Source organism: Nocardioides imazamoxiresistens, assembly GCF_032378595.1.
In the GTDB taxonomy this organism is placed as follows: Bacteria; Actinomycetota; Actinomycetes; order Propionibacteriales; family Nocardioidaceae; genus Nocardioides; species Nocardioides imazamoxiresistens.
Genome location: NZ_JAVYII010000004.1, coordinates 255,495 through 278,221 on the forward strand (window position 1 = coordinate 255,495; position 22,727 = coordinate 278,221).

General features: G+C 75.2%; 25 protein-coding genes. 12 read left to right on the plus strand and 13 right to left on the minus strand.

What is annotated here, in order from left to right:
- Positions 1–66: 66 nt before the first annotated feature.
- The 3 genes from RDV89_RS10420 to RDV89_RS10430 are packed head-to-tail and all read left to right on the plus strand — an operon-like array spanning position 67 to position 3,817.
- A complete protein-coding gene (locus tag RDV89_RS10420) occupies positions 67–378 on the plus strand; it encodes a hypothetical protein (RefSeq protein WP_315732976.1) in 312 nt (103 codons plus the stop codon).
- Positions 378–2,879 (plus strand): hypothetical protein, encoded by a 2,502-nt coding sequence (locus RDV89_RS10425; RefSeq protein WP_315732977.1) that lies wholly within the window; start codon positions 378–380, stop codon positions 2,877–2,879. Before RDV89_RS10420 ends, RDV89_RS10425 begins: the two co-directional genes overlap by 1 nt.
- 11 nt (positions 2,880–2,890) lie before the next feature.
- Positions 2,891–3,817 carry a hypothetical protein gene (locus tag RDV89_RS10430; protein ID WP_315732978.1) on the plus strand — a complete coding sequence of 309 codons (927 nt, stop codon included), beginning with the start codon at positions 2,891–2,893 and terminating at the stop codon, positions 3,815–3,817.
- Between the two features lie 16 nt (positions 3,818–3,833).
- On the opposite strand, the gene RDV89_RS10435 is transcribed toward RDV89_RS10430, so the two are convergent.
- Positions 3,834–4,337, minus strand: a complete 504-nt coding sequence (locus RDV89_RS10435; RefSeq protein WP_315732979.1) for a YflT domain-containing protein — start codon at positions 4,335–4,337, stop codon at positions 3,834–3,836.
- A 56-nt stretch (positions 4,338–4,393) separates the two neighbouring features.
- The gene (locus RDV89_RS10440) at positions 4,394–6,385 is read right to left on the minus strand and encodes an acyltransferase family protein (protein ID WP_315732980.1); all 1,992 of its coding nucleotides are present in this window, start codon (positions 6,383–6,385) and stop codon (positions 4,394–4,396) included.
- Between the two features lie 163 nt (positions 6,386–6,548).
- Between RDV89_RS10440 and RDV89_RS10445 the strand changes: the two genes are divergently transcribed.
- From RDV89_RS10445 to RDV89_RS10475, 7 genes are all read left to right on the plus strand, one after another.
- Positions 6,549–7,211 carry a hypothetical protein gene (locus RDV89_RS10445; protein WP_315732981.1) on the plus strand — a complete coding sequence of 221 codons (663 nt, stop codon included), beginning with the start codon at positions 6,549–6,551 and terminating at the stop codon, positions 7,209–7,211.
- Entirely contained in the window at positions 7,208–7,885 is a 678-nt protein-coding gene (locus tag RDV89_RS10450) for a hypothetical protein (RefSeq protein WP_315732982.1), read from the plus strand. The genes RDV89_RS10445 and RDV89_RS10450 overlap by 4 nt, the downstream gene beginning before the upstream one ends.
- A 38-nt stretch (positions 7,886–7,923) precedes the next feature.
- Positions 7,924–8,181 (plus strand): phosphoribosylformylglycinamidine synthase subunit PurS, encoded by a 258-nt coding sequence (purS, locus tag RDV89_RS10455; protein ID WP_315732983.1) that lies wholly within the window; start codon positions 7,924–7,926, stop codon positions 8,179–8,181.
- Positions 8,178–8,846 (plus strand): phosphoribosylformylglycinamidine synthase subunit PurQ, encoded by a 669-nt coding sequence (gene purQ / locus RDV89_RS10460; RefSeq protein ID WP_315732984.1) that lies wholly within the window; start codon positions 8,178–8,180, stop codon positions 8,844–8,846. Before purS ends, purQ begins: the two co-directional genes overlap by 4 nt.
- A 145-nt stretch (positions 8,847–8,991) precedes the next feature.
- The gene (locus tag RDV89_RS10465) at positions 8,992–9,441 is read left to right on the plus strand and encodes a DUF3817 domain-containing protein (RefSeq protein ID WP_315732985.1); all 450 of its coding nucleotides are present in this window, start codon (positions 8,992–8,994) and stop codon (positions 9,439–9,441) included.
- Between the two features lie 81 nt (positions 9,442–9,522).
- A complete protein-coding gene (locus tag RDV89_RS10470; RefSeq protein WP_315732986.1) occupies positions 9,523–9,729 on the plus strand; it encodes a hypothetical protein in 207 nt (68 codons plus the stop codon).
- A 29-nt stretch (positions 9,730–9,758) separates the two neighbouring features.
- Complete coding sequence (locus RDV89_RS10475; protein WP_315732987.1) at positions 9,759–10,337, plus strand: DinB family protein; 579 nt, start codon at positions 9,759–9,761, stop codon at positions 10,335–10,337.
- 5 nt (positions 10,338–10,342) lie between these two features.
- Here the strand turns inward: RDV89_RS10475 and RDV89_RS10480 are convergent, their stop codons facing one another.
- Positions 10,343–11,296, minus strand: a complete 954-nt coding sequence (locus tag RDV89_RS10480) for a helix-turn-helix transcriptional regulator (protein WP_315732988.1) — start codon at positions 11,294–11,296, stop codon at positions 10,343–10,345.
- Between the two features lie 98 nt (positions 11,297–11,394).
- Between RDV89_RS10480 and RDV89_RS10485 the strand changes: the two genes are divergently transcribed.
- Positions 11,395–11,832 carry a VOC family protein gene (locus RDV89_RS10485; RefSeq protein WP_315732989.1) on the plus strand — a complete coding sequence of 146 codons (438 nt, stop codon included), beginning with the start codon at positions 11,395–11,397 and terminating at the stop codon, positions 11,830–11,832.
- 3 nt (positions 11,833–11,835) lie between these two features.
- Here the strand turns inward: RDV89_RS10485 and RDV89_RS10490 are convergent, their stop codons facing one another.
- Together RDV89_RS10490 and RDV89_RS10495 are read right to left on the minus strand one after the other, a co-directional pair.
- The gene (locus RDV89_RS10490; protein ID WP_315732990.1) at positions 11,836–13,122 is read right to left on the minus strand and encodes a lyase family protein; all 1,287 of its coding nucleotides are present in this window, start codon (positions 13,120–13,122) and stop codon (positions 11,836–11,838) included.
- A 135-nt stretch (positions 13,123–13,257) separates the two neighbouring features.
- A complete protein-coding gene (locus RDV89_RS10495) occupies positions 13,258–15,156 on the minus strand; it encodes a DUF7937 domain-containing protein (protein WP_315732991.1) in 1,899 nt (632 codons plus the stop codon).
- A 261-nt stretch (positions 15,157–15,417) separates the two neighbouring features.
- Here RDV89_RS10495 and purL point away from each other — a divergent pair, with 261 nt between their 5' ends.
- Positions 15,418–17,709 (plus strand): phosphoribosylformylglycinamidine synthase subunit PurL, encoded by a 2,292-nt coding sequence (gene purL / locus RDV89_RS10500; RefSeq protein ID WP_315732992.1) that lies wholly within the window; start codon positions 15,418–15,420, stop codon positions 17,707–17,709.
- 165 nt (positions 17,710–17,874) lie between these two features.
- Here purL and pcaDC read toward each other — a convergent pair whose 3' ends face one another.
- The 8 genes from pcaDC to RDV89_RS10540 form a co-directional block, all read right to left on the minus strand.
- Positions 17,875–19,131, minus strand: coding sequence for a bifunctional 3-oxoadipate enol-lactonase/4-carboxymuconolactone decarboxylase PcaDC (gene pcaDC / locus RDV89_RS10505; RefSeq protein ID WP_315732993.1), 1,257 nt, complete (start codon positions 19,129–19,131; stop codon positions 17,875–17,877).
- Positions 19,132–19,255: 124 nt separating this feature from the next.
- Positions 19,256–20,251, minus strand: a complete 996-nt coding sequence (locus tag RDV89_RS10510) for a YihY/virulence factor BrkB family protein (protein WP_315732994.1) — start codon at positions 20,249–20,251, stop codon at positions 19,256–19,258.
- A 17-nt stretch (positions 20,252–20,268) separates the two neighbouring features.
- Positions 20,269–20,853: a hypothetical protein gene (locus RDV89_RS10515; RefSeq protein WP_315732995.1), complete on the minus strand. Its 585-nt coding sequence runs from the start codon at positions 20,851–20,853 to the stop codon at positions 20,269–20,271.
- On the minus strand, positions 20,850–21,434 hold the full coding sequence (locus RDV89_RS10520) for a DUF6286 domain-containing protein (RefSeq protein WP_315732996.1): 585 nt from the start codon (positions 21,432–21,434) through the stop codon (positions 20,850–20,852). The genes RDV89_RS10515 and RDV89_RS10520 overlap by 4 nt, the downstream gene beginning before the upstream one ends.
- Positions 21,431–21,907 carry an Asp23/Gls24 family envelope stress response protein gene (locus RDV89_RS10525; RefSeq protein WP_315732997.1) on the minus strand — a complete coding sequence of 159 codons (477 nt, stop codon included), beginning with the start codon at positions 21,905–21,907 and terminating at the stop codon, positions 21,431–21,433. Before RDV89_RS10525 ends, RDV89_RS10520 begins: the two co-directional genes overlap by 4 nt.
- Positions 21,900–22,076, minus strand: a complete 177-nt coding sequence (locus RDV89_RS10530) for a DUF2273 domain-containing protein (RefSeq protein ID WP_315732998.1) — start codon at positions 22,074–22,076, stop codon at positions 21,900–21,902. The genes RDV89_RS10525 and RDV89_RS10530 overlap by 8 nt, the downstream gene beginning before the upstream one ends.
- 53 nt (positions 22,077–22,129) lie before the next feature.
- Positions 22,130–22,450, minus strand: coding sequence for a hypothetical protein (locus tag RDV89_RS10535; RefSeq protein ID WP_315732999.1), 321 nt, complete (start codon positions 22,448–22,450; stop codon positions 22,130–22,132).
- Positions 22,447–22,722, minus strand: coding sequence for an Asp23/Gls24 family envelope stress response protein (locus tag RDV89_RS10540; protein ID WP_315733000.1), 276 nt, complete (start codon positions 22,720–22,722; stop codon positions 22,447–22,449). Before RDV89_RS10540 ends, RDV89_RS10535 begins: the two co-directional genes overlap by 4 nt.
- Positions 22,723–22,727: the final 5 nt, after the last annotated feature.

Genomic DNA, 22,727 nt, shown 5'->3' on the forward strand with positions numbered 1-22,727 from the left:
TTTCGGACGGGCTGCCCCGGGGCAGCCCGTCTCCCGGCAGGGAGCCGGTCGAGGAGAGGAACGGTCGTGACGCTCGAGATGGTGCGCGAGGCGGTGGTCGATGCCGCCGGCAGGATGGACGAGGCGGCGGCAGGAGCCGAGGGCACGTCGGTGGGCGAGCACGTCGGCACGGTCGGCGGGGCGCTGCCCGGCTCGACGAGCGGACCGGCGGCCACGACGCTCGGGACGACCTGGACCTCGGAGTTCGAGGCCTGGGTCCGCGACGCCCGCGACCACGCCGAGACCATGCGTACCTCCGCGGCCAACATCGAGGAGGCCGACACCGTCTCCGCCGCCGCCCACGGTGCCGGTGGCCGCAACATCCCGCAGGCCGTGTGATGGTCAGCATCGAGACGCTGCTCAGCTGGCAGCCCGCGACCCTGTCCACCGCCGCCGACTCGCTGACGAACGACCGGCGGACCCTGCTGGACCTGCAGGACGAGATCCTCGACGCCAACCCGGCGGGCAAGTCCTGGTACGGCGAGGCCGCCAGCGCTGCGGGTGAGGCCCACCGGGCCCTGCGCGACCGCCTCAACGACCAGGTCGCCGAGATCTCCCCGGTCATCGAGGCGTTGGACAACGCGTACACCAGGATCAACAGCGCGCAGGAGCGCGTCCGCTCCTCCCGCGACGCGATCCAGGCGCTCGGCTGGACCCTGACGGTGACGGCCTCGACGGTGCGCGCCGATCCGCCGGCCGGCTCGACGGCCGAGGAGACCGAGGGCGACCAGGCGACGGTCGACAGCCACGTCACCACGATCAGCGAGGGCCTCTCCGACGCCGAGACGGCGGACGCCGACCTCACCGCGGTGCTCCAGTCCGCGAACAACAACCAGTACGACGGCGGCTCCGGCAGCCTCGCCGACGCGTCGCTGCCGCCGGAGGCGCGCTACCTCTCCGACCGCGAGCTGGCCGAGTGGCTGCTGGAGGACCCGGAGAACCGCAACACCTACGTCGACGGGCTCACCGTCACCCAGCAGCAGGCGCTCGGTACGGTGCTCGGCGAGAACCTCGACGAGATCGGTGGCATGAGCCCCGACCTGTACTACGACGACGGGGACTTCCCGGACTCCGAGCGGATCGACCAGCTCACCGAGCAGCTCGAGTTCTTCGGCACGAACCCCGTCGTGGCGACCTCGCTCCTCGAGCGGCTCGGCCCGGAGGGCCTGGCGGGCGTCAGCCAGACGCTGCTCGCCGAGCGGCCGGGCTCCGGCCAGCTCTACTCCCCGGACACGATCGGCGGGGCCCAGAACGCGCTGGGCGCCGTCCTCGCGGCCGGCACGAACGGGGTGGACGACACCCCGGGCGGATCCGCGTCGAACGTCAGCCGGGACTGGGTCGACCAGCTGGTCGAGTCCGGCGAGCAGCGCTACCGCATCACCGACGACAACTTCCACCCGTACGACCCCTACGGCTACCAGCTGCTGGCACCGCTGCTGCGCGCCGAGGGTCACTCGACCTACCTCCTGACCTCGGTGGGCGAGGCCATGGAGACGTTCGAGCGCGAGCACATCGAGCGCGAGGGCGTCACGCCGTGGGAGGAGTACATGGGCTACGGCGCCAGCCAGATCGACTACACCGACGGCCCGGCCGAGGTGGTCGGGGAGTGGGGCGAGGACGGCTGGTACTGGTCCAGGCCGACCGGCCAGGACCCCTTCGGCGGTCTGTTCGAGGGCATGGAGCACAACCCCGAGGCGGGCCGCGAGTTCCTGCACGGTGCGAACGGCGAGAACCTCGACCGCGTCGACTACTACCTCTCCGAGCGGGACTGGCCCCAGCACACCGACTCGGCTGCCGGCTGGCCCACGTCGCAGCGCTACTTCGGCGACGCGCTGGTCGCGGCGACGACGCAGGACGCCACCGAGGCGTCCCCGCAGATCCTGGAGCGTGCGGTCGCGGTCGCCTACGCGGACGCGACCGGGGAGAACCCGACCGAGCTGATCCCGTCGCTGCGCCGCGACTTCGCCGAGATGTTCAGCGCCTACGCGCCGGACGTCTACGAGGCGTACTCCGGCGACTCGCACCCCGACGCCTCGTGGCTGCCGGGCGGGCGCGACCCGAACCTCGCGGCCGACCTCGACCGCACCCAGCTCGACCAGCTCATCGGCCAGATCGGTGCCGACGACCAGGAGGGCGTCAGCGTGCACGCGGGCGACATCCTCACGCAGGGCATGTCGAACTACGCCAGCCTCGGCTACGACCACTACCTGGGCTACTACAGCGACGAGGCCAACCGCGACGACTGGCCGCCGGACGTGCAGAACATGACGTTCGAGGAGCGGTGGATGGCGGCCGCCGAGCAGGCGAACCCGGTCGTGAACCAGCCGTTCGGCAACATCCTCGAGACGCTGGGCGGCTCGTACGCCGAGCAGGCGACCGCCGCGGGGGCCGCGTCCGACGCCGAGCACAACGCCGGCAACAACGGCTACTGGAACGAGGCCGGCTACGTCTTCGACTACGTCGTGGGCGAGGCGACCGGCAAGGTCCCGTTCGTCGGCGGCCTGATCGAGGACGCGGTCACGGCCGGCAGCGGTGCGGTCGTCGACGGCCAGACCAGCGCCGGCGACATCGACACCTCGGCCCAGGTCGAGGCCCAGATCAACGAGACGCTGGCCGACCGCGAGGGGCACGCCACGCAGGTGGCGGAGGCGGCCGTCTACCGCAACCTGCCCGACGAGTACCTCGACCCGGTGTTCTTCGCCGAGGACGGCTCGCGGATCCCGATGTCGCAGTGGGGCGAGGAGCAGGTCACGGCGTGGAGCGAGGCCCGCACCGAGCCGGGCATCACCGGCACGGGTGCCCGCTGGTCCGACGACCTGCGGGAGCGCATCAGCCGATGATGAGCCGCACGATGCGCGCCCCCGCCGTGGTGGCCGTCGCCGTGGTGGCCGCCCTCGTGGCGGTCCTGGCGACCCTGGGCGTGCAGCGCTGGACGGCCGAGGAGCCCGACCGGCCGTCCGATCGCCTCGCCGGCCTGGTCGACGACGGCTACGCGGCGTCCCTGTTCATGGAGCAGGCGCCGGACGGGCTGCCCGACGACCTCGCCGAGCGGATGGAGCTCGTCCTGACCGAGGACTCCTGGACGGACGCGCAGGCCCGCGACGTGTCGGCGGCGCTGGTCGACGCCGGCGCTGCGTCGGCCGGAGGGCTGGACGAGGAGGGCGCGGCGGTCGCGGGGGCGGTCGTCGCGGCCGCGCCCGACGAGGTCCACCCCGGGCTGCGGGCCGCCGTCCTCAACGTCCTGGCCCAGCGCCTGCCGGCCGTCCACCGGAGCCTCACCGGGGTCGAGATGGGGGCCGACACCGGGTCCGGGGCGGGCCTCGAGCTCGCCGAGGAGGACCTGGTCGCCACGTTGCGCGCCGCCGGGCAGGACCGCGGCGCGGCGGTCTCGTTCGTCGAGACCTACGGGGACTGGGCGGCCGGTCTCCTGGCGGTCGAGCTGGACGGGGTGTCCGAGATCCCGGACGCGATCCGGCAGCGCCCCGACCTGGGCCGGGGTCCGGGCCGCGCGCTGGTGGAGGTCCTCGAGGGCTGCCAGGACTGCGGCTCGCTCGAGACGACGGTGAGGGGCACCGTCGGTCTGGCCTACGACCAGGCTGTGCTCCAGGCGTACGTCGCCGCCGGCGACCAGCGCTTCCCGACCCTGGTCGCGCCGAGCGGCGACGCCGTGCTCCTCGACCTGCCGCTCACGGCGGAGCAGGCGGCCGAGTACGCCGACTTCCGGGAGACGACCCCGGCGACGTCGGTGCTGCGCAACGAGTTCGAACGGGCGCGCTGAGCGCTGCGGCGGACCCTCAGGCGAACGGGTTCGGCAGCGCCCCGGGCAGCTCGGCGAGCAGGTCGCGGGCCCGGGCGGCGTGCTTGTGCTCGACCAGCACCTCGTAGCGCGTCGCGACGACGGTCGAGACCGAGCTGAAGTCGCGGCGGCCGCGGGTGGCGGCGTACCCCAGCACCGCCCACACGACGCTGAACGCGACGGCGATGACCACCGTGGCCAGGATCGTCGGGAGCACGTCGCGCTCCACGAACAGCGAGAACAGCAGGCCGACGAACAGGCCGAGCCAGACGCCGGAGGCGGCGCCCGCCGCGGCGACCTTCGGGTAGGTCAGCCGGCCCGTGATGCGCTCGACCTGCTTGAGGTCGGTGCCGACGATCATGCAGTTCTCGACCGGGAACTCGCGGTCGGAGAGGTGGTCGACCGTGCGCTGCGCGGCCGCGTAGTCGTCGTAGGTCGCCAGGGACTGCGGGAACTCGAGCTGCAGGAGGCCCGCGCCGGCGGGAGGCACGCGTGAGGACATGGCGCCAGTGTGCGCCCGCCGGTGAAACGCGAGCAGGTCAGCGCAGGTCAGCGAGGTCAGCGCAGGGTGCGCAGGGCGTCGACGACGGTACGCGCGAACACGCCGCCGCCCTGCTCGCCCGGGTGGATGCCGTCGGCGGCGAAGTCGGTCACCTCGGCGGACGCCTGGTCCCAGCGGGCCAGCCCCACCTCGGGGTGGGCCTCGACGAAGGCCAGCAGCTTCTCGTTCACCGCCGGCATCCACTCGCGGTCGCCGTGGGCGGTGACGAGCACGAGCCGGCGCTTCTCGCCGATCACGTCGAGCAGCGCCGCGAGGTCACGGGTGCTGATGTCGCCGTTGGTGCCGAGGGCGACGACCACGTAGGTGCGCAGCCGCCCGGAGTCGCGCAGCGCGGTCAGCAGGTCCGCCGCCTCGCTGAGCTGGCGGCCCACCACGGCGTCGACGCCGACGCCGGGCAGCTCCGCGATCAGGGCGGGGGCCGCGGCCAGGGCGACCGAGTCGCCGACCACGACCGTCTGGGCGCCGATCTCGTCGGCGGTCGCGTCCGCGAGCAGCGGCGGCGGGGGCTCGGCGGGGGTCTCGTCGGCGGAGGGCGCCTCGCCGTCCTCGCCGGCCCCGGAGGTCAGGCTGGCGCCGGCGGCCGCGATCGCGTCCTGACCGGCGTGGACCATCCCCTCGACCTCGCCCTGGCTGGGGGCGGCGCGCAGGCTCCACGTCGCGCCGACGGCGAGCACGGACAGGGTCGCGACCAGCACGGGACCGCGCACGGGCACGTCGCGTCGCACGGCACGCAGCACGCGGCGGGTCGCGCCGCGGTAGCCGTGGCGCAGGACGGGCTGCTCGACGCAGCGCCAGCTGGCGGCGGCGAGCAGGAGGGTGAGGTACGCCGTCAGCGCGGCCACCACGCCCGTCGACGCGGTCGGGAACGCGGCGCCCAGCAGCAGCATCACCGGCCAGTGCCACAGGTAGATGCCGTAGCTGCGCTCGCCCAGCCAGACCAGCGGCCCGGTGGCCAGCACGGCCCGCACCGGACCGCCGGGGCGCACGGCGAGGCCGAGCAGCAGCAGCGCCGTGAGCGCGGCGACCAGCGCGATGCCGCCGCGGTAGGCCGCCGCGGAGCCGCCGGACAGCTGCGCGAACGCGAGGAGGACGACGAGGGCCGCGCCCACCACGACGAGCGGGTCGGTGGCGACGCGGCGCACGAGGCGTACGCCCCGCCCGCTGCCCGGCGCGCAGCCCTCGGCCTGCAGCAGCGGCAGGGCCAGCGCGGCGGCGGCGCCGAGCAGGAGGCCGAAGCCGTGGGTGTCGGTGCCGAAGTAGAGCCGGCTGGGGTCCTCGCCGGGGGTGTACGCCCAGGCCATCGCGCCCGCGCTCGCCGCCGCGGCGGCCAGCACCACCAGCACGCGGGTGCGGGCCCGCCGCACCACGGCGAGCAGACCGAGCAGCAGCAGCGGCCAGGCGAGGTAGAACTGCTCCTCGACCGCCAGCGACCACAGGTGCTGCAGCAGCGGGGGCTCGGCGGCGTCGAAGTAGGGCACGCCGACGCTCGCCTGGTACCAGTTCCCCGTGAACGTCAGCGCGGCCAGCAGCTGCTCGCGCAGGCGCCCCGCGACCGGCGCGCCGACCAGCGCGACGCACGCCGTGACGACGAGCAGCATGGCGGCCAGGGCCGGCAGGAGGCGCTGCGCGCGGCGTACCCAGAAGCGCAGCAGGCGCGGACGGCCGTGGGTGCGGCGCTGGTGCACGAGGCTGAGGGTGATCACGAACCCCGAGATGACGAAGAAGACGTCGACGCCGAGGTAGCCGCCGGGCACGACCGTCGGGAACAGGTGGTACGCCACCACCGCGGTCACCGCGACGCCCCGCAGGCCGTCGATCGCGCGCACCCGGCGGGGGGCCGGGGCGTGCGGCGGCAGGGGCCCGGTGTGGGGGTCGGTCGTGGGTTCCGGGGTCGCGTCCGGGGTCGCAGGTCCCTCCGGCGGCGCGGCGGCCGCGGAGGGCGCCGGCGTCGCGGAGGAAGCGGGGGAGGAGACGGTCCGAGGTGTCATGGGGAGGGGGGTCGGAGGTGCGTGAACCGGCCCGAGTGTTCCACAGGACCTCCCTCGCGGACACGTCGTCGAGCGTGTCGGGAGGCACCGGGCGGGGTACGCCCTGGCGCGGCCCCGCGTCCGTGCGGGAGGCTGGAGGTGGGAGCCGGACGAAGGAGCGCACGTGCACGGGAATCGACGTCGTCGGCTGCGGCTGGCGTGCCTGGCGCTGGCCCTCGTGCCGCTCGCGGCCGTGGCCCTGCCGCTCGTCGTGGGCGGGCCGACGCAGGGCTCCAGCAGCCCCGAGGTGCTCGTCGACGACCTCGCCGTCGCGGTCAACGAGCGCGACGTCGCCGGGCTCGCCGCGCTCCTCGACCGCGAGTCGGCCCGCGACCTCGACAACGCCGCGTCGTCGCTGTCCGCCAGCCTCGAGCAGCTCTTCTGGCGCAGCGACGTCGAGTTCGCCGTCGAGACCGCCCGGCTGGTCGCGTCGCTGCCCGACGCCGACACCGACGAGACCCTGGCGGTGCTCAACGCCACCGACCTGCGCCTGCGGTTCGCCGACGGCGACACCGACGTGGTCGAGGAGGGCGGCCGGGCCGAGATCCGCATCCTGGGCGGCGAGGCGGCGGTCGACATCGACGCCGGGCGCATCTCCGAGGAGCGTCGCAGCGCCCTGCGCGGCGCCTCGGGCGCGTCCACCGACCTCGACCTGGGCGACGTCCGGCTGGGCGACCTGACCGGGCGGCAGGTCGTGCTCACCCTCGTCGCCCTGGAGCGCGACGGTCGGTGGTACCTCTCCCTGCCCCAGACCGCGGAGCTGCTGGCGCAGGAGCTGTCGTCGTGAGCCGCGACCCGGGTGCCGGCGACCCGCGCCCGCGGGACGTGCGGGCCCGCGACCTCGTCGCCGTCGGCCTGTGGCTGCTGGTCGCGCTGGGCTGGGTGCTGGCGACGGTGCTGCCCTGGTACACCCAGGGCATCCTGCGGGCCACGTCACTGCTCGAGGTGGGCCAGGTCGTGCGCTCCGGCGCGCTGCCGGTGCCGACGATCGCCGGCTACGGCGTGCTCGTGCTGCCGCTGCTCGCGGCCGTGCTGGTCGCCGTGGCCGCCGGGCGGGGCGTGACGGCGCTGCTGGTGCGGATGGTCGCGCTGCTGGCCGGCAGCGCCGCGGTGATCACGCTGCTGGTGCTGCTCGCCGACGTCGGCGCCGGGTCGTGGGGCGTCGGCCTGTGGGCCGGCGTGCTGGCCTGCGGCGTCGGCGTCGTCGCGCTGTGCCTGTCGACCGTGCGCACCGGCACCGAGGTGAGGGCCTCGCCGCAGGGCGTCCTCGCCGGGCCGCTGGTCGGCGCGACCGGGCCCTACCGGCCGCCCGCGCCACGGGCGTACCCGCCGTCGGGGCCGTCGTGGGGGTCGTCGGCGCCGCCGAGCGGGCCACCCGTGCCGCTGCCGCCGCCCCCGGCGTACCGGCCCTCCGGTCCACCCCCGCCGCCCCCGGCCCCACCACTGCCGCCGCGGGCCTAGAATCTCCCCGGTCCCACCCCTGAACCGAGGAGCACCCAGTGGCCCGTGTGGTCGTCGACGTCATGCCCAAGCCCGAGATCCTCGACCCCCAGGGCAAGGCGGTCGCCGGAGCGCTGCCGCGTCTCGGGTTCGCCGGCATCGGGGACGTGCGTCAGGGCAAGCGCTTCGAGCTCGAGGTCGCCGAGGTGACCGAGGCGGTCCTCGCCGACGTCCACCGCGCCGCCGAGACGCTGCTGTCCAACCCCGTCATCGAGAACTACACGGTGCGGGTCGAGGACGCGGGGGCCGACGCGTGAAGGTCGGCGTCGTCACCTTCCCCGGCTCGCTGGACGACGTCGACGCGCAGCGTGCGGTGCGGATCGGCGGCAACGAGGCGGTGCCGCTGTGGCACGGCGACGCGACGCTCGCCGGCGTCGACGCGGTCGTGCTGCCGGGCGGCTTCTCGTACGGCGACTACCTGCGCTGCGGCGCCATCTCGCGCTTCGCGCCCGTGATGACCCCGATCGTCGAGGCCGCCGCCAAGGGCATGCCCGTGCTCGGCATCTGCAACGGCTTCCAGATCCTGTGCGAGTCCCACCTGCTGCCCGGCGCCCTGATCCGCAACGAGCGGATGAAGTTCGTCTGCCGCGACCAGCGCCTGCGCATCGAGAACGCCTCGACCGCCTGGACCTCCGCGTTCACCGACGGCCAGGAGATCACCGTCGTGCTGAAGAACGGCGAGGGCTCGTTCGTCGCCGACGAGGCCACCCTCGACCGGCTCGAGGGCGAGGGCCGCGTCGTGGCGCGCTACCTCGGCCCCAACCCGAACGGCTCGCAGCGCGACATCGCCGGCATCACCAACGAGGCCGGCAACGTCGTCGGCCTCATGCCGCACCCCGAGCACGCCGTCGAGGACCTCACCGGCCCCGGCACCGACGGGCTCGGGTTCTTCACCTCGCTCGCCGAGCGCGTCTTCGCCTGACGGCTCTGGATTACCCGGTGAACCGGGTAACGCTCGACCTGGGCCCTGTTTGAACGGGTCCCAGGTCGAGCGTTCCGGCACGAGGTCGCCGCGACCTCCGACTCCCGACGGGCGATCTACGACGCGCTGTCGTAGACTCCGGCGCATGTCGCCGCGCCGCCTGTTCCGCATCGTCGCCGTCGCCGAGGCCATCACCTGGGCCCTGCTGCTCGGAGGCATGTTCCTCAAGTACGTCACCGAGACCACCGAGGTCGGTGTCAGCATCGGCGGGATGCTCCACGGCGTCGTGTTCATCGCGTACGTGCTGACGGTGCTCGTCGTCGCCGTCGACGCGCGGTGGTCGAAGGGCCGCACGGTGCTCGGCGTCCTCTCGGCGATCCCGCCGTTCTTCACCATCTGGTTCGACCTCGCGGTCGAGAAGCGCGGCGGCCTCGGCGAGCGCTGGCGCCTGCGCGAGGAGCAGCCGACCGGCGGTGTCGACAAGGCCGTCGGCTGGCTGGTCCGCAAGCCGCTCCAGGGCGCCGCCACCGGCGTCGTCGCGGTCGCCGTGCTGACCGGCGTCGCGCTCCTGGTGGGCCCGCCCGTCGGCAGCTGATCCTCAGCGGCAGGCGACCCACACCGTCCGCCCGCCCGGGTCTCACGCCCCTCTCAGCCTCCCGCGGCACCATCGGGAGGCATGAGCCAGCCCGCCGGTCCCCGTCGTCGTCGCACGGTCCTCGTCAGCTCCCGCTGGGCGGCCTCGGCCGCCGTCGTCGCGGCCATGACGATCGGCGCCGGCGCCCTGGCGGCCGACCCCAGCGACCCGGCGGACCCGGCGGACCGCGCGACGGCCGCTGCCAGGCCGGGCGAGACCCTCGACGCGGGGCCCGACAGCGGACCGTAGTGGTCCGCATCGCGTGCCACGCTGGGCCCATGGACCTCTCCTGGAACGAGCAGCTGCGCGACCAGTTCGACTTCCACTGGGGGATCGTGCGCCCGCGGCTGGGGCGGATGAGCGACGAGGCGTACTTCTTCGAGCCCGTCGGTGGCTGCTGGAGCGTGCGGCCCCGCGGCACCAGCACGGCCCCCGTGGCGGTCGGTCAGGGGGCCATGACCATCGACTACGCCTTCCCCGAGCCGAGCCCGCCGCCGGTCACCACGATCGCCTGGCGCCTCGCCCACATCACGATCGGCGTGCTCGCCGAGCGCAACGCCTCGCACTTCGGTCGGGCGGCGGTGAGCTACGAGACGTGGGAGTACGCGCCGACCGCGGCCGGGGCGATCGCCCAGCTGGACGCCGAGGTCGCGACCTGGAGCGCCGGCGTCGCGGCGCTCGGCGAGGAGGGTCTGGCGCGGCCCTGCGGCCCGGCGGAGGGGCCGTACGCCGACCACCCCCTGGCCACGCTCGTGCTCCACATCAACCGCGAGCTGCTCCACCACCTCTCCGAGGTCGCGCTGATGCTCGACCTGCACACCCACGCCCCCGAGGGGCTGCGCCCGACCGGCGCCTGAGGGCCTCACGCCATCCGCTGCAGCCGTCCGGCGAGCCGGGCGGTGACCTCGCGCATCGCCGCGACGGGCTCGAGGATCTCCACCGGCGCGTCGATCGTGGCCAGCCGGACGGCGACCCAGTCGAGGTGGTCGGCGCCGGCGGTGAGCACCGACCACCCGGGCTCGGCGTCGTCGAGCACGGTCGCCGTCTGCGGCGAGACCAGCGCCCGCAGCTCGTCGGCCGGCATCCGGACCCGGGCGCGGACGGTGTGCCGGTAGGGCGCGACGGTGACGGCCTCCTGCGCGTACGCCCCCGGGTCGGGGTGCGCGGGCCGCGTGCAGCGCCAGGTGGTGACGACCAGGTCGCGCACCCGGTCGACGCGGAACGTGCGCCAGTCGTCGCGGTCGGTGTCCCAGGCGACGAGGTACCACCGCCGCCCCGTCGCCACCAGCCCCGACGGCTCGACGTCGCGCTCGCTCGCGGTGCCGTCGGCACGGGCGTACGCGAACCGCACCCGCACCCGGTCCCGCGTGGCGCCCGCGAGGGCCATCAGCGCCGCGCCGTCGACCTGCAGCCCGCCGCGCTCCAGCGTCGCGGTGGTCTCGACCATGGCCCGCACCTGCGGGCGCAGGCGCGGGGGGAGCACCTGGTCGAGCTTCGCGAGCGTACGCAGGGTCGCGTCGCCCGCCCCGGCGACCGTCCCGTCGGCGGCCAGCAGGAGCGAGGCCGTCGTCGCGATCGCCTCGTCGGCGTCGAGCAGCAGGGGTGGCAGGGCGGTGCCGGCGCCCAGGCGGTAGCCGCCGCCGAGACCCTGGGACGCCTCGACCGGGTAGCCGAGGCCGCGCAGCCGCGTGACGTCACGGCGTACGCACCGGGTGGTCACCCCGAGGCGGTCGGCGAGCTCGGGGCCCGTCCACGTGCGGCGCTCCTGCAGGAGCCCGAGCAGGCGGAGGACGCGTTCCGTGGTGCCGTCGGCCATGGGCCCATGCTGGCAGAGATAGCGGACCGGAACGGTCCGCTCGAGGTGGCAGCCTGGGCGGGCCGGCAACAACCGACCGCACCCACCAGGAGACGACCGTGGCCAGCACCATCCAGCTCACCTTCGACGCCGCCGACCCGGGAGCGCTCAGCGCGTTCTGGATCGAGGTCCTCGGCTACCGCCTCGACGCCCCGCCGCCCGGGTTCGACACGTGGGAGGAGGCGCTCGACGCGTTCGGCGTGCCCCCGGAGCGGCGCAACGACGCGTCCGCCTGCGTCGACCCCGACGGCGTCGGTCCGCGGCTGTTCTTCCAGAAGGTGCCGGAACCCAAGACGGCGAAGAACCGGCTGCACATCGACGTGCGCACGGCCGTCGACCTGCGCGGCGACGAGCGGATGGCCGCGCTCGAGACGGAGTGCGAGCGCCTCGTCGCCCTCGGCGCCACCCGCCTGCAGCGCCACGAGCCCTCCCCGCCGACCAGCCACGGCTTCATCGTGATGGCCGACCCGGAGGGCAACGAGTTCTGCCTCGACTGAGGCTCAGCCGCGGCGGGCGCCGCTCGGCGTGACGTTGGCGGCGACGTGCGAGGCCACGCCCAGGAACTCGGACGCCTCGCCCGGCGCCGGCGGGGCGGGCTCGGGGGCGGCGGCGTCCTCGACCCCGTCGAGACCGTCCGCCACCAGCGCCCGCGCCGCGTCCCGCTCGGCGAGCAGCTCGCCGTCGCCCTCGAGGTGGCTGCGCATCGCGACGACGTCGACCCGCAGGCCCTCCAGCAGCCGCGTCGCGTGCGCCGCGGCCACCACCGTGCGGCAGGCCAGGTCCCGCAACGTGGCGCCCTCGGCGTGCCAGGCGCCCGAGAGGAGGTCGGTGTCCGCCGTGCCGGCGAGCGTGTGCAGGGTCGCCGCCGTGCCGGGGGTCGTCAGTGCCGCACGTCGCACCAGCGTCGCGAGGGCCCGCTGGGCCCCGGGGGTGGGGGCTGCCGTGCGCGGCGCCGCGGGCTCGCCGAGGCTGCCGACCGCCGGTCGGGTCAGGTCGAGCACGTCCCCGGCGATCCGGCCCATCGCGCCCGCCGCGGCCGCGAAGGCGTCGCCCGCCCGGGTCAGCGGGTGACGCGTCGTGTGCCACGCGGGCGCGGGCGCCAGCCCCAGGCCGGTCGCCACGTCGCGGGCCACCGCGGTGGCCACCTGCTCGGGGTTGCGCAGGCCGCGCAGGCGCGCGACCTCGACGGTGTGCGCGAGCGTCCCGGCCTCGCCGCCGACCTGGGCGGGCAGGGCGCCGTGCGCGAAGACGACCGACGCGCGGGCGTCCTCGATCGCCGTGTGCCACTCCCGCGCCCGCAGGCCGAAGGTGGTCGGCGCGGCGGGCCCGGCGTGCACCCGGTCGCGCATGGCCGTGCCCCGGTGCGCGTGCGCAAGGGCGTCGAGGGCGGTGGCCTGGGCGTCCAGCTCGAGCTCGAGGCGTCGCAGCGCGGTCGCCGTGCACAGCATCAGCGCCGTGTCCACGACGTCGCGCGACGACAGGCCCTGGTGCAGCCACGCGGCGGCGTCGGTGCGACCGTCGGCCTGCAGGTGGTTGCGCAGCGTCGAGACCAGCGGCGTCACCACGTCGCCGGTCGTCTCGGCGTCCAGCCCGATCCGACCGAGGTCCGCGCCGCTGAGCATGCCGAGCAGGCGGTCGCCCTCGACGACGGCGGTCGCCGGCGCCAGCCCGTGCGCGACGAGGGCGTCGGACCACCCGGCCTCCAGGTCGAGCATCCCCTCGAGGATCGCGCTGTCGGTGAAGAGGGCGCCAGCCCGCTCCGCTCCCGGCCACAGAAGGTCGCCCATGCCCTCAGCCTGCCCGGCGGCCCCAAGGTCGCGACCTGGCGGCCCGCACCCGCCCGGGACGCCGACGGCCCCCGTCTCCGGCGAGGAGACGGGGGCCGCGGGTGCTGGTCGCAGCGCCTCACCGAGGCGCGGGACTCACTGCTGGGGCGGGTCCTGCGGACGCTGGTACTGCGACGGGTCCTGCGACGCGGGGCGCACGATCGTCTGCTCCGACGCGTCGTCGCCCTGCGGCGGCTGCGGCTGGCCGTACGCCTGGCCCTGCGGCTGGTCGTAGCCACCGGGCTGGCCGGGCTGGCCGTACTGCTGGGGCTGGCCGTACTGCTGACCGCCCTGCGGCTGGCCGTACTGCTGCTGGCCGGGCTGGCCGTACTGCTGGCCCGGCTGCCCGTACTGCTGCGGCTGGCCGTACTGCTGACCACCCTGCTGGCCCGGCTGGCCGTACTGCTGCGGCTGGCCGTGCTGGCCGTGCTGGCCGTACGCCGGCTGCTGCTGCGACTGCGGCAGCACCGAGCCGAGGATGTTCCGGATCGAGGCCGGCGCCGTGAGCGCCGCGATCGCGAGACCGGTCAGGCCCAGCCAGGCGCCGGTCTGGTAGAGACCGAGCGCGCCCAGCGGGTTGTAGAACCCGAGGTCGTCCGCGCCGTTGAGGACCGCGACGAACACGATGCCGAGCACGAATGCGCCGGCCACGAGACCCAGCACCACGAGGCGGCCGGTGCGCGGGTCGGCGAGCATCGTCGTCGGCACGACGACCAGCGCCACGGCGACGACACCGAGGATGAGCGAGACGATCGTCGCGCCGCCGAACGCGTCGGCCTCGATGATGACGAACAGCGCGGCCAGGACCGTGACCGCGATGACCGCGGCGGCGGTGTAGAGCGCGAGCTTGGCGGTGTTGACCCACGCCCAGAAGGGCTCCTGCGGCGCGGTCGTGCGGATCACCGGGCGGGACACGAGCAGGCCGGCGAGGACGCCGACCAGCAGCAGCGTCGAGCCGGGGACGTTCCAGCCCTCGACCTGGAGGCGGAAGATCGAGTCACCCGAGTCGCCCGCGAACATCGTGGTCACCAGGCCGACGAGCAGCACGGTGGCGAGCACCAGCCGCGACTCCTCCGAGCGCTTCTGCAGGCCCAGCAGGCCCCACACCAGCACCACGAGCGGGATGACGACGAACGTCAGCAGGAGGAACAGGAAGAGCAGGAACGGGTCGAAGAGGTCGACGTCCTCGACGAGGCCGTAGACGATCCACAGCAGGGTGGTGAGCACGGCGAGACCCGCGGTGGCGTAGCCGACGTAGAGGGTGACCTTCCACCACAGGGCGTCGTTCGTGGGGCCGTTGGCCTCCTCGGCGTGACGGGGGGTCAGCGCCAGGGTGGCGCCGGCCAGCGCGAGCGCGACACCCGCGCCGATCCCGCCGTCGACGGCGCTGCCGCCGGAGATCAGCTCGCCGATCAGCGCGGTGAGCACGCTGCCGGCGTACGGCACGAGGAGCGCGGCCTTGGCGAGGAACGCCTGCTGCGGCGGCAGGGGGAGCACGTTCGAGCGCACCAGGTAGGGCACCGTCACGGCGAAGATGCCGATGAGCGCGGAGACCCACACCCACCAGCGGTCGGAGCCGAAGCCGTTGGCGTCCCACGCCGTCCACAGCGGGGCGAGCAGGAACAGCAGCGCGGCGCCGTCACGGACGTAGTCGCTGATAGGCACGCCCTGGAACGGGTTCACCTTGGGCACGACGGGGCGCTGCGGCTGGCCGTACTGCTGGCCCGGCTGCCCGTACTGCTGCGGGTAGCCCTGCTGACCGGGCTGGCCCTGCGGCTGGCCGTACTGCTGGGGCTGCTGCGGGTAGCCGGGCTGGCCCTGCGGGGCGCCGTAGCCGGGCTGCGGCTGCTGCTGCGGGTAGCCGCCCTGCTGGGGGTAGCCGCCCTGCTGGCCGGGCTGACCGGGCTGGCCCTGGGGAGCGCCGTACCCGGGCTGACCCGGAGGCTGCTGGGGGTACCCGCCCTGCTGGGGGTGCGGGTCGGACGGGTTCGACATGCGAGGGCTCCTCGTAGTGGACTGCGCGGCAACGTAGCACTCGGCCGGGGCCCGACGACCCTCCCACGAGCGGCGGACGTGCACGTCCGCCAGGGACGTCGCGGCCCTGACCGGCGGACGGTCCTTCCCCGGTGCGGCGCGGGTTATGCGTGGCGAGCGCCACGACTTGCCGGACCCGCGGGCGTACGCCGGTGGTCGTCGCCGTCTCCCACCACCGGCCGGAGGGCGGGAGCACCCGTCGGCGGCGATACGATGCCGCCCGTGACGGACGCCCCCGACCCCGAGCAGACCCCCGCTCCCGCGAGCCTCGACACCGTCGAGCGCGCCGCCGGGGACCCCGACCGCGAGCAGCCGTGGGCCGACCTCGGTCTCAAGGCGGACGAGTACGACCGCATCCGCTCGATCCTCGGGCGGCGCCCGACGTCCAGCGAGCTGGCGATGTACTCGGTGATGTGGAGCGAGCACTGCTCCTACAAGAGCTCCAAGGTGCACCTGCGCCAGTTCTCCGAGATCCCCCAGGAGACCCGCGCCGGGCGGATGCTCGCGGGCATCGGCGAGAACGCCGGCGTCATCGACATCGGCCAGGGCTACGCCGTCACGTTCAAGGTGGAGAGCCACAACCACCCCAGCTACGTCGAGCCCCACCAGGGCGCCGCGACCGGCATCGGCGGCATCGTGCGCGACATCCTCGCCATGGGCGCGCGTCCCGTCGCGGTGATGGACCCGCTGCGGTTCGGCCCCCTCGACGCCGAGGACACCTCCCGCGTGCTGCCCGGGATCGTCGAGGGCGTCGGCCACTACGGCAACTGCCTGGGCCTGCCCAACATCGGTGGCGAGGCGGTCTTCGACCCCACGTACCTCGGCAACCCCCTCGTCAACGCCCTGTGCGTCGGCGTCCTGCGCCACGAGGACCTGCACCTGGCCAAGGCGAGCGGCGCGGGCAACCAGGTGATCCTGTACGGCGCGCGCACCGGCGGCGACGGCATCGGCGGCGTCTCCGTGCTGGCCTCCGAGACCTTCGACGCCGACGGCCCCGCGAAGCGGCCGAGCGTGCAGGTCGGCGACCCGTTCATGGAGAAGCTGCTCATCGAGTGCACGCTCGAGCTCTTCGCCGCCGGCGTGGTCGCCGGCATCCAGGACCTCGGCGGCGCCGGGCTGTCCTGCGCCACCTCCGAGCTGGCCAGCGCCGGCGACGGCGGCATGCGGGTCGACCTCGACAAGGTGCTGCTGCGCGACTCGACGCTCGCTCCCGAGGAGATCCTCATGAGCGAGAGCCAGGAGCGGATGATGGCCGTCGTCGAGCCCGACGACGTCGCCGGGTTCCTCGCGATCTGCGAGAAGTGGGACGTCGAGGCCGTCGTGATCGGTGAGGTCACCGAGACCGGTCGCCTCGAGATCGACTGGCACGGCGCCCGCGTCGTCGACGTCCCGCCGCGCACCGTCGCGCACGACGGCCCCGTCTACGAGCGCCCGTACGCCCGCCCCGACTGGCAGGACGGCCTGCAGGCCGACGCCGCCGAGGCCCTGCCCCGCCCGGGCAGCGACGAGGAGCTGAAGGAGACGCTGCTGCGCCTCGTCGCCTCGCCGAACCTGGCCGACAAGTCGTGGATCACGGACCAGTACGACCGGTACGTGCGCGGCAACACCGTGCTCGCGCAGCCCTCCGACTCGGGCATGGTGCGCGTCGACGAGTCCTCGAACCTCGGCGTCGCGGTCTCCACGGACTGCAACGGGCGCTACGCGAAGCTGGACCCGTACGCCGGCGCGCAGCTCGCGCTCGCCGAGGCGTACCGCAACGTCGCCACCGGCGGCGCCACCCCGCTGGCCGTCTCCGACTGCCTCAACTTCGGCTCCCCGGAGGACCCGGCGGTGATGTGGCAGTTCGCCGAGGCCTGCCGCGGACTCAAGGACGCCTGCCTCGCGCTGGGCGTGCCGGTCACCGGCGGCAACGTCAGCCTCTACAACCAGACCGGCGAGACCGCCATCCTGCCGACGCCCGTCGTCGCGGTGCTCGGCGTGATCGACGACGTCACGCGGCGTACGCCCAGCGGGTTCCGCGCCGCGGACGAGGCCGTCGTGCTGCTCGGCGAGACGCGCGAGGAGCTGTCGGGCTCGGAGTGGGCGCACGTCGTGCACGGCCACCTCGGCGGCCGCCCGCCGGCCGTCGACCTCGCCGGCGAGCAGGCCCTGGCCGGGCTCCTCGGCGACCTCGTCGGCGTCGTCACCTCGGCGCACGACCTCTCCGACGGCGGCCTGGCGCAGACGCTGGCCGAGTCGTCGTTCCGCCACGGCATGGGCGTCGAGGTGCGCCTCGAGGAGGTGCACGCCGACCCCTTCGTCGCGCTCTTCGCCGAGTCGACCGGCCGCGTGCTGGTGACCGTGCCCGAGGAGGGCATGAACGAGCTGCTGGCGCGGGCGACCGCGGCGGGCGTACCGGCGGCCCGCATCGGCCGCACCGGCGGCGACCAGATCGTGGTCGACGGACGCTTCGCCGTCGGCGTGGCCGAGGCGCGCGACGCCTGGTCGGCGACGCTGCCCGCCGTGCTGGGCTGAGGCACGCCGCGGGAAGAGCTCCTCGGAAGAAAACGCGGACCGAGCACGGGAAAACGCGGACGGAGGTTGCCCCGGAGGCGGGCGGCGTCCGCGTTCTCTGCGGCATGGTCCGCGTTTTCTCGCCCCGGGTGGACGACGGTCGACGGGCTGTCGGGCGGGTCCGGCTCAGGCCAGGTCGACGCCCAGATCGACCCCCAGATCGACGCCCAGATCGACCCCCAGGTCCGCCAGCGCCGTGCGGGCGACGCGGATCGCGGCGCCGGCGGCGGGCACGCCGCAGTAGACCGCCGCGTGCAGGAACAGCTCCTCGAGCTCGGCGACGGTGAGCCCGTCGACGACGGCGGCACGCACGTGCTCGGCCAGGTCCTCGTGGTGCCCGCCTGCGACCAGCGCCGTGAGGGTGATCAGGGTGCGGGAGCGGCGGTCGAGGCCGGGGCGGGTCCAGGCGCCGCCCCAGGCGTACTGGGTGACGAGGTCCTCGAAGCCACGACCGAACCCGGTGGTGGCGGCGGCGCGGTCGGCGTGCTCGTCGCCGAGGACGGCGCGGCGCACCGCCGCGCCGGCCGCCCGCTGCTCCTCGACGGTCGCCGAGGACGGCACGCCCTGCGGGTCGACGACCGGCCCGGCGGCGTCGCGGTGCGCGCCGAGGAACGGCGCGAGGAGGGCGACGACCCGGTCGGGCGCCTCGGCCGGGGCGAGGTGGGCGACCGCGGCGAGCACCTCGCCGCGCCCGGCGCGGACACCGTCGGCGATCGCCGCGAGCTCGGCGGGCGGGGTGGGCTGGTCGACGGCGCCGGCGACGGTGAGCACCGGCGTCTCGATCTCGGCGAGCCGACCGCGCACGTCGAAGGCACCGAGCGCGGAGCACGTGTGGGCGTAGCCGGCGGGGTCGGTGCCGGCGAGCGCGTCCAGGAGCAGCCGTACGCGCTGCGGGTCGCGGTCGACGAACCCGGGCGCGAACCAGCGCTGCCGCGCGCCCTCGACCATGGTGGAGGTGCCGAACGCCTTGACGGTGGCGGCGCGCTCCTGCCAGCCGGCGGGGTCGCCGAACCAGGCGGCGGTGCACAACAGGGCGGCGGCGCCGACGCGCTCGGGCGCGTCGAGCAGGAGCTGCAGGCCCACGGCGCCGCCGACGGACACGCCGGCGTACAGGACCCGCTCGCCGACGCGGCCCTCTGCGGCGAGCGCCGCGTCCAGCGCCTCCAGCACGCCGGCGGCCAGCTCGTCCATGCGGAACGGGGCGGTCGGGGCCGGGCTGGCGCCGTGCCCCGGGAGGTCCCAGCCGAGCACGCGGTGGTCGGCCGTCAGCTCGGTGGCCGCGAGCTCCCACAGCGTGGCCGCCGAGGTGCCGAGCGCGGGGCCGAGCAGCAGGACGGGTCCGTCGCCGCCGAGGTCGACGGTCCGGATCTCGGGGACGCTCACGTGGCATCGCTCCTGGTCTGACGCTGCGACGTGCGGCCCGCTCGGCCGCCCGGCGGAATGATCGCGCCTGCCGGCCCCCGGACGGGCGCCGGGGCACGTGTGTCGCGCTGTGGCGACCGTCTCGTCAGGGGACCGGCTGGTCCCGGTGGCGCTCCGGCTCGTGCTCCGGCTCGGTCTCGTTCTCCGGCTCGAAGCTGACCTCGATCTGCTGGAAGCCCTTGAGCTTCTGCGCCTTGGCGATCTCCTCGTACGAGTGCTCGTCGGCCTCGGTCAGCACGACGTCGTCGGTGAACGGGGTCAGCAGCGAGCGGGGGTAGAGGTTCTCGGCGAGCACCACGTTGAGCTCGATGCTGAGCACGATCGCGACGCTGGTGAGGTAGAGGAACGCCAGCAGGCCGAGCACGACGGCGAAGACGCCGTTGGTCGACGGGCTGGAGGCGACGTAGCGCCCGACGAAGGCGACGCCGCCGTACTGCAGCGCGATCCACGCGACCGACGCCAGCACCGCGCCGGGCAGCACCCGGCGCCACGGCGGCCCGCTCGCGGCGGAGAGCCGCAGCACCACGGCGAAGGTCGCCAGGTGCACGCCGAAGGTGACGGCGAACGCGAGGACGCTGGTCGCCGGGCCCAGGAAGTCCGCGCGGCCGACGACGCCCGCCGCGGCGGTCGTGGCGATCACGTTGCTGCCGATGACGGCGGCGAGGCCGGCGCTGCGCAGGCGACCGGTGAACGGGTTGGGGCGCAGGTGCCGCGGCACGTTCCAGGCGGTGTTCGACGCGTTCTGCACGGCCTGCCCGACGCCGAGCGCGCCGTAGATCGCGCCCGCGCCACCGATCAGGATGCCCAGGACGCCGCCGCCGAGCTGCTCGGGCCGGGCGAGGTCGGCCCCCACGACGGGGATCTGCGACATCGCGCTGTCGAGGATGCGCTGCTGCAGCTCGGGATCACCCTCGAGCACGATGCCCAGCACGGTCGAGCCGAGCAGCAGCAGGGGGAACAGCGAGACGAAGCCGTAGTAGGTGACCAGGGCGGCCAGGTGGCCGCCGCCGTCGTCGCCGTACTTGTAGACGACGGCGACGGGGAGCCCGATGGCCGGGTGGTCACGCTGGTACGCATCCACCCGGCCGACCGGCCGGCTCACCGCACGCGGACCCGGTCGGTGCGCCGACCCAGGCGGCGCCGGCGGGGCGCGTCGAGGAGCACGCGCAGGCGTACGTCATCGTCCGGGAAGGCGCCCGCGACCTCGGCGGCGCAGGTCTCCGCGGCCTCGACGAGGGTGGAGGGGGCGGCGGCCGGGTCGACGTGGCCGTGCACGACGAGAACGGAGTGGCGGCCGCGGCGCTCGGTGGTGCCGCGGGCCCCGGTGACCGGGGCGAGGGTCGCGAACCGCGACGCGGTGGCGGACGCGACGGAGCCGAGGTCGGCGGTGAGCCGACCGGTCGGGTCGCTCGCGTCGAGGCGCTGGTCGGACGGACCGGGGCGGCGCAGGTGCGCGAGCAGCCAGACCAGGCCGAGCAGGCCGAGGACGACGGTGCCGGCGGCCAGGGCCCACGGCCACCAGGTGGTGCCGAGCACGCTGTCGGCCGACGACGTCGTCAGCGAGTCGGCGTAGGAGCCGACGACGCCGAAGCGCCAGTCGAGGACGAGGAGGGCGAGGGCGACCAGGGCCGCGCCGAGCAGCGCGGTGAGCAGACGGTCGACGACGCGCACGCGGGGGGTCATCGGGGCAGCTCCTTCGTGGAGATCTGGACGCGGGTGCGGGTCAGCCGGCCGACGGTCTCGGCGACACCGGTCTCGACGGCCCCGCGCACGGCGGCGGCGTCGCGGTTGGTGGTCACGGCGACCCGGACGCGGCGGCGCGAGACGCGGGTGGTCTCGGCGGCGATCACGCCGGACGTACGGTCGGCGACGGTCTGCGCCAGGGCGGCGACGGCCTCGGGGGCCAGCCACAGGTCCGCCTCGGTGCCGTTCGCGCGCAGGTGCGAGGAACGGGCCGGCGCGAGGGCGACGACGATCATCCACACGCCGAGGATCCCCAGCAGGACGCCCACGCCGACGAGCCACGGCTCGGGGCCGAGGCCGTCGAGCGCGTCGACGACCGGGGGCACCCACGGGGAGTCCTGCGACCAACCGCGGTCCGCGGCCAGGTCGTGGACGCCGACGACGGCGGCGCCGATCGCCAGCAGCGCGAGCAGCAGGGCGACGCCGGCGGCGGGCGGGAAGGCCCGCGGCGCGGCACGCAGGGGGCGGGGCAGGGGCGCCCGCGGGGTGTCGCGGGGGCTGGTCGGGGTCGTGGCGCTCATTCCACCCTCCTCGAGGAGTCGTCGACGTCGTCGGGCGAGACGACGCGCACGGTCACGTCGACGGAGCTGATGTGCACGCCGGAGAGCCGCGCCGCCGTGGCGCGGACGTGACGGCGGACCTCCTCGGCCAGGGCGGCGACCTCGCACGGCCAGACGCAGGCGACCTGCGCGCTGACCCGGGCGCTGCGCCCGTGCATCTCGACGCCGGCCTTCGACGAGGACAGCCCGGGCAGCTTGGACAGGCCGCTGTCGTGGGAGACGGTGCCCGGCACCTCGAGCACGGCCCGCTCGACCAGCGTGCGCAGGACGCGGGTGCGGACCTCGAGCGAGCCGCGGTTGCCGGCCTCGTCATCTGGGTCGTCGCCGCGGTGACGCGGCTCGACCTGGGCGTCGGGCCGGTCGGTCGAGCCGTCGACCGGGTCGGTCGCCACGGCTCCCTCCGGCGGGTCGTGGGGGGAGCGGAGGTCAGCCACGACGACCCCGGCTCAGGGAGCGCAGGTCGAACTCACCGTCGACGTGGCCGCCGACGAGGTAGCCGACACCGCCGAGCAGCAGCGCCAGCACCAGGCCGACGAAGCCGCCGGTGGTGATCGCGAGGGTGAGCAGGAGCCCGGCCAGCAGGCCGAGGGTGGAGGTGGTCATGTCGTCACTCCTGGGACGGGGCGCCGGCGGTGGGCCGGCGCGGGGGCGGGGGGTCAGAGGTCGTAGTAGCGGCGCGACCCGGGCGCCGAGCGCGGGAGGCGCCGTCGCACGAGGGCGACGGCGTCGCGTCCGCGGCGCCGGGTGCGGGTCAGCACGCGCCGCCACCGTGGGGTGGCGGTCGCGTCGACCCGCACCGCGGCGGGCGGCTCCGCCGGGTCCGGGGTGCCCGGCGGGGCGTGCGGGTCGAGCGCCGCCATGACGCGCACGAACGCGTCGACGTCGCCGCCCCGGTCGGGGTGGTGCAGCATGGCCGCCGCGCGTCGCGCACGCCGCAGCTCGCGCTGACGATCGGGGTCCGTGCCGCCGGGGGTCATGACGGCGGTGCCACGTCCTCGACCGTGACGTCCACGGCGCCGCCCACGAGGGGACGGACCGCGGCCCGCACGGCGTCGGTCGTGTCGCGGACGTGGGCCTGCCAGGTCAGCACGACGTGGACGTCGCACCGCTCGTCGCGCAGGCGTACGCCCGTGACGCGGCGGCCGGGGAGGTACGTGGCGACCTCGCCGTACGCCCCGGGGTGCAGGTCGTGCACCCCGGGGACGGCGCGGACGGCGGCCGCCACCAGGTCGGCGTCGTCGTGGTCCACGAGGG

What these genes read in the sequence shown, in the direction of transcription:
- RDV89_RS10535 (WP_315732999.1), bottom strand. Translation starts at nt 22,450, where the DNA reads ATGACCCCCGGCGGCACGGACCCCGATCGTCAGCGCGAGCTGCGGCGT.
- RDV89_RS10435 (WP_315732979.1), bottom strand. Translation starts at nt 4,337, where the DNA reads ATGTCCTCACGCGTGCCTCCCGCCGGCGCGGGCCTCCTGCAGCTCGAG.
- RDV89_RS10475 (WP_315732987.1), top strand. Translation starts at nt 9,759, where the DNA reads ATGGACCTCTCCTGGAACGAGCAGCTGCGCGACCAGTTCGACTTCCAC.
- RDV89_RS10465 (WP_315732985.1), top strand. Translation starts at nt 8,992, where the DNA reads ATGTCGCCGCGCCGCCTGTTCCGCATCGTCGCCGTCGCCGAGGCCATC.
- RDV89_RS10520 (WP_315732996.1), bottom strand. Translation starts at nt 21,434, where the DNA reads ATGAGCGCCACGACCCCGACCAGCCCCCGCGACACCCCGCGGGCGCCC.
- RDV89_RS10470 (WP_315732986.1), top strand. Translation starts at nt 9,523, where the DNA reads ATGAGCCAGCCCGCCGGTCCCCGTCGTCGTCGCACGGTCCTCGTCAGC.
- RDV89_RS10530 (WP_315732998.1), bottom strand. Translation starts at nt 22,076, where the DNA reads ATGACCACCTCCACCCTCGGCCTGCTGGCCGGGCTCCTGCTCACCCTC.
- RDV89_RS10425 (WP_315732977.1), top strand. Translation starts at nt 378, where the DNA reads ATGGTCAGCATCGAGACGCTGCTCAGCTGGCAGCCCGCGACCCTGTCC.
- RDV89_RS10515 (WP_315732995.1), bottom strand. Translation starts at nt 20,853, where the DNA reads ATGACCCCCCGCGTGCGCGTCGTCGACCGTCTGCTCACCGCGCTGCTC.
- RDV89_RS10430 (WP_315732978.1), top strand. Translation starts at nt 2,891, where the DNA reads ATGCGCGCCCCCGCCGTGGTGGCCGTCGCCGTGGTGGCCGCCCTCGTG.
- RDV89_RS10440 (WP_315732980.1), bottom strand. Translation starts at nt 6,385, where the DNA reads ATGACACCTCGGACCGTCTCCTCCCCCGCTTCCTCCGCGACGCCGGCG.
- RDV89_RS10490 (WP_315732990.1), bottom strand. Translation starts at nt 13,122, where the DNA reads ATGGGCGACCTTCTGTGGCCGGGAGCGGAGCGGGCTGGCGCCCTCTTC.
- RDV89_RS10495 (WP_315732991.1), bottom strand. Translation starts at nt 15,156, where the DNA reads ATGTCGAACCCGTCCGACCCGCACCCCCAGCAGGGCGGGTACCCCCAG.
- RDV89_RS10480 (WP_315732988.1), bottom strand. Translation starts at nt 11,296, where the DNA reads ATGGCCGACGGCACCACGGAACGCGTCCTCCGCCTGCTCGGGCTCCTG.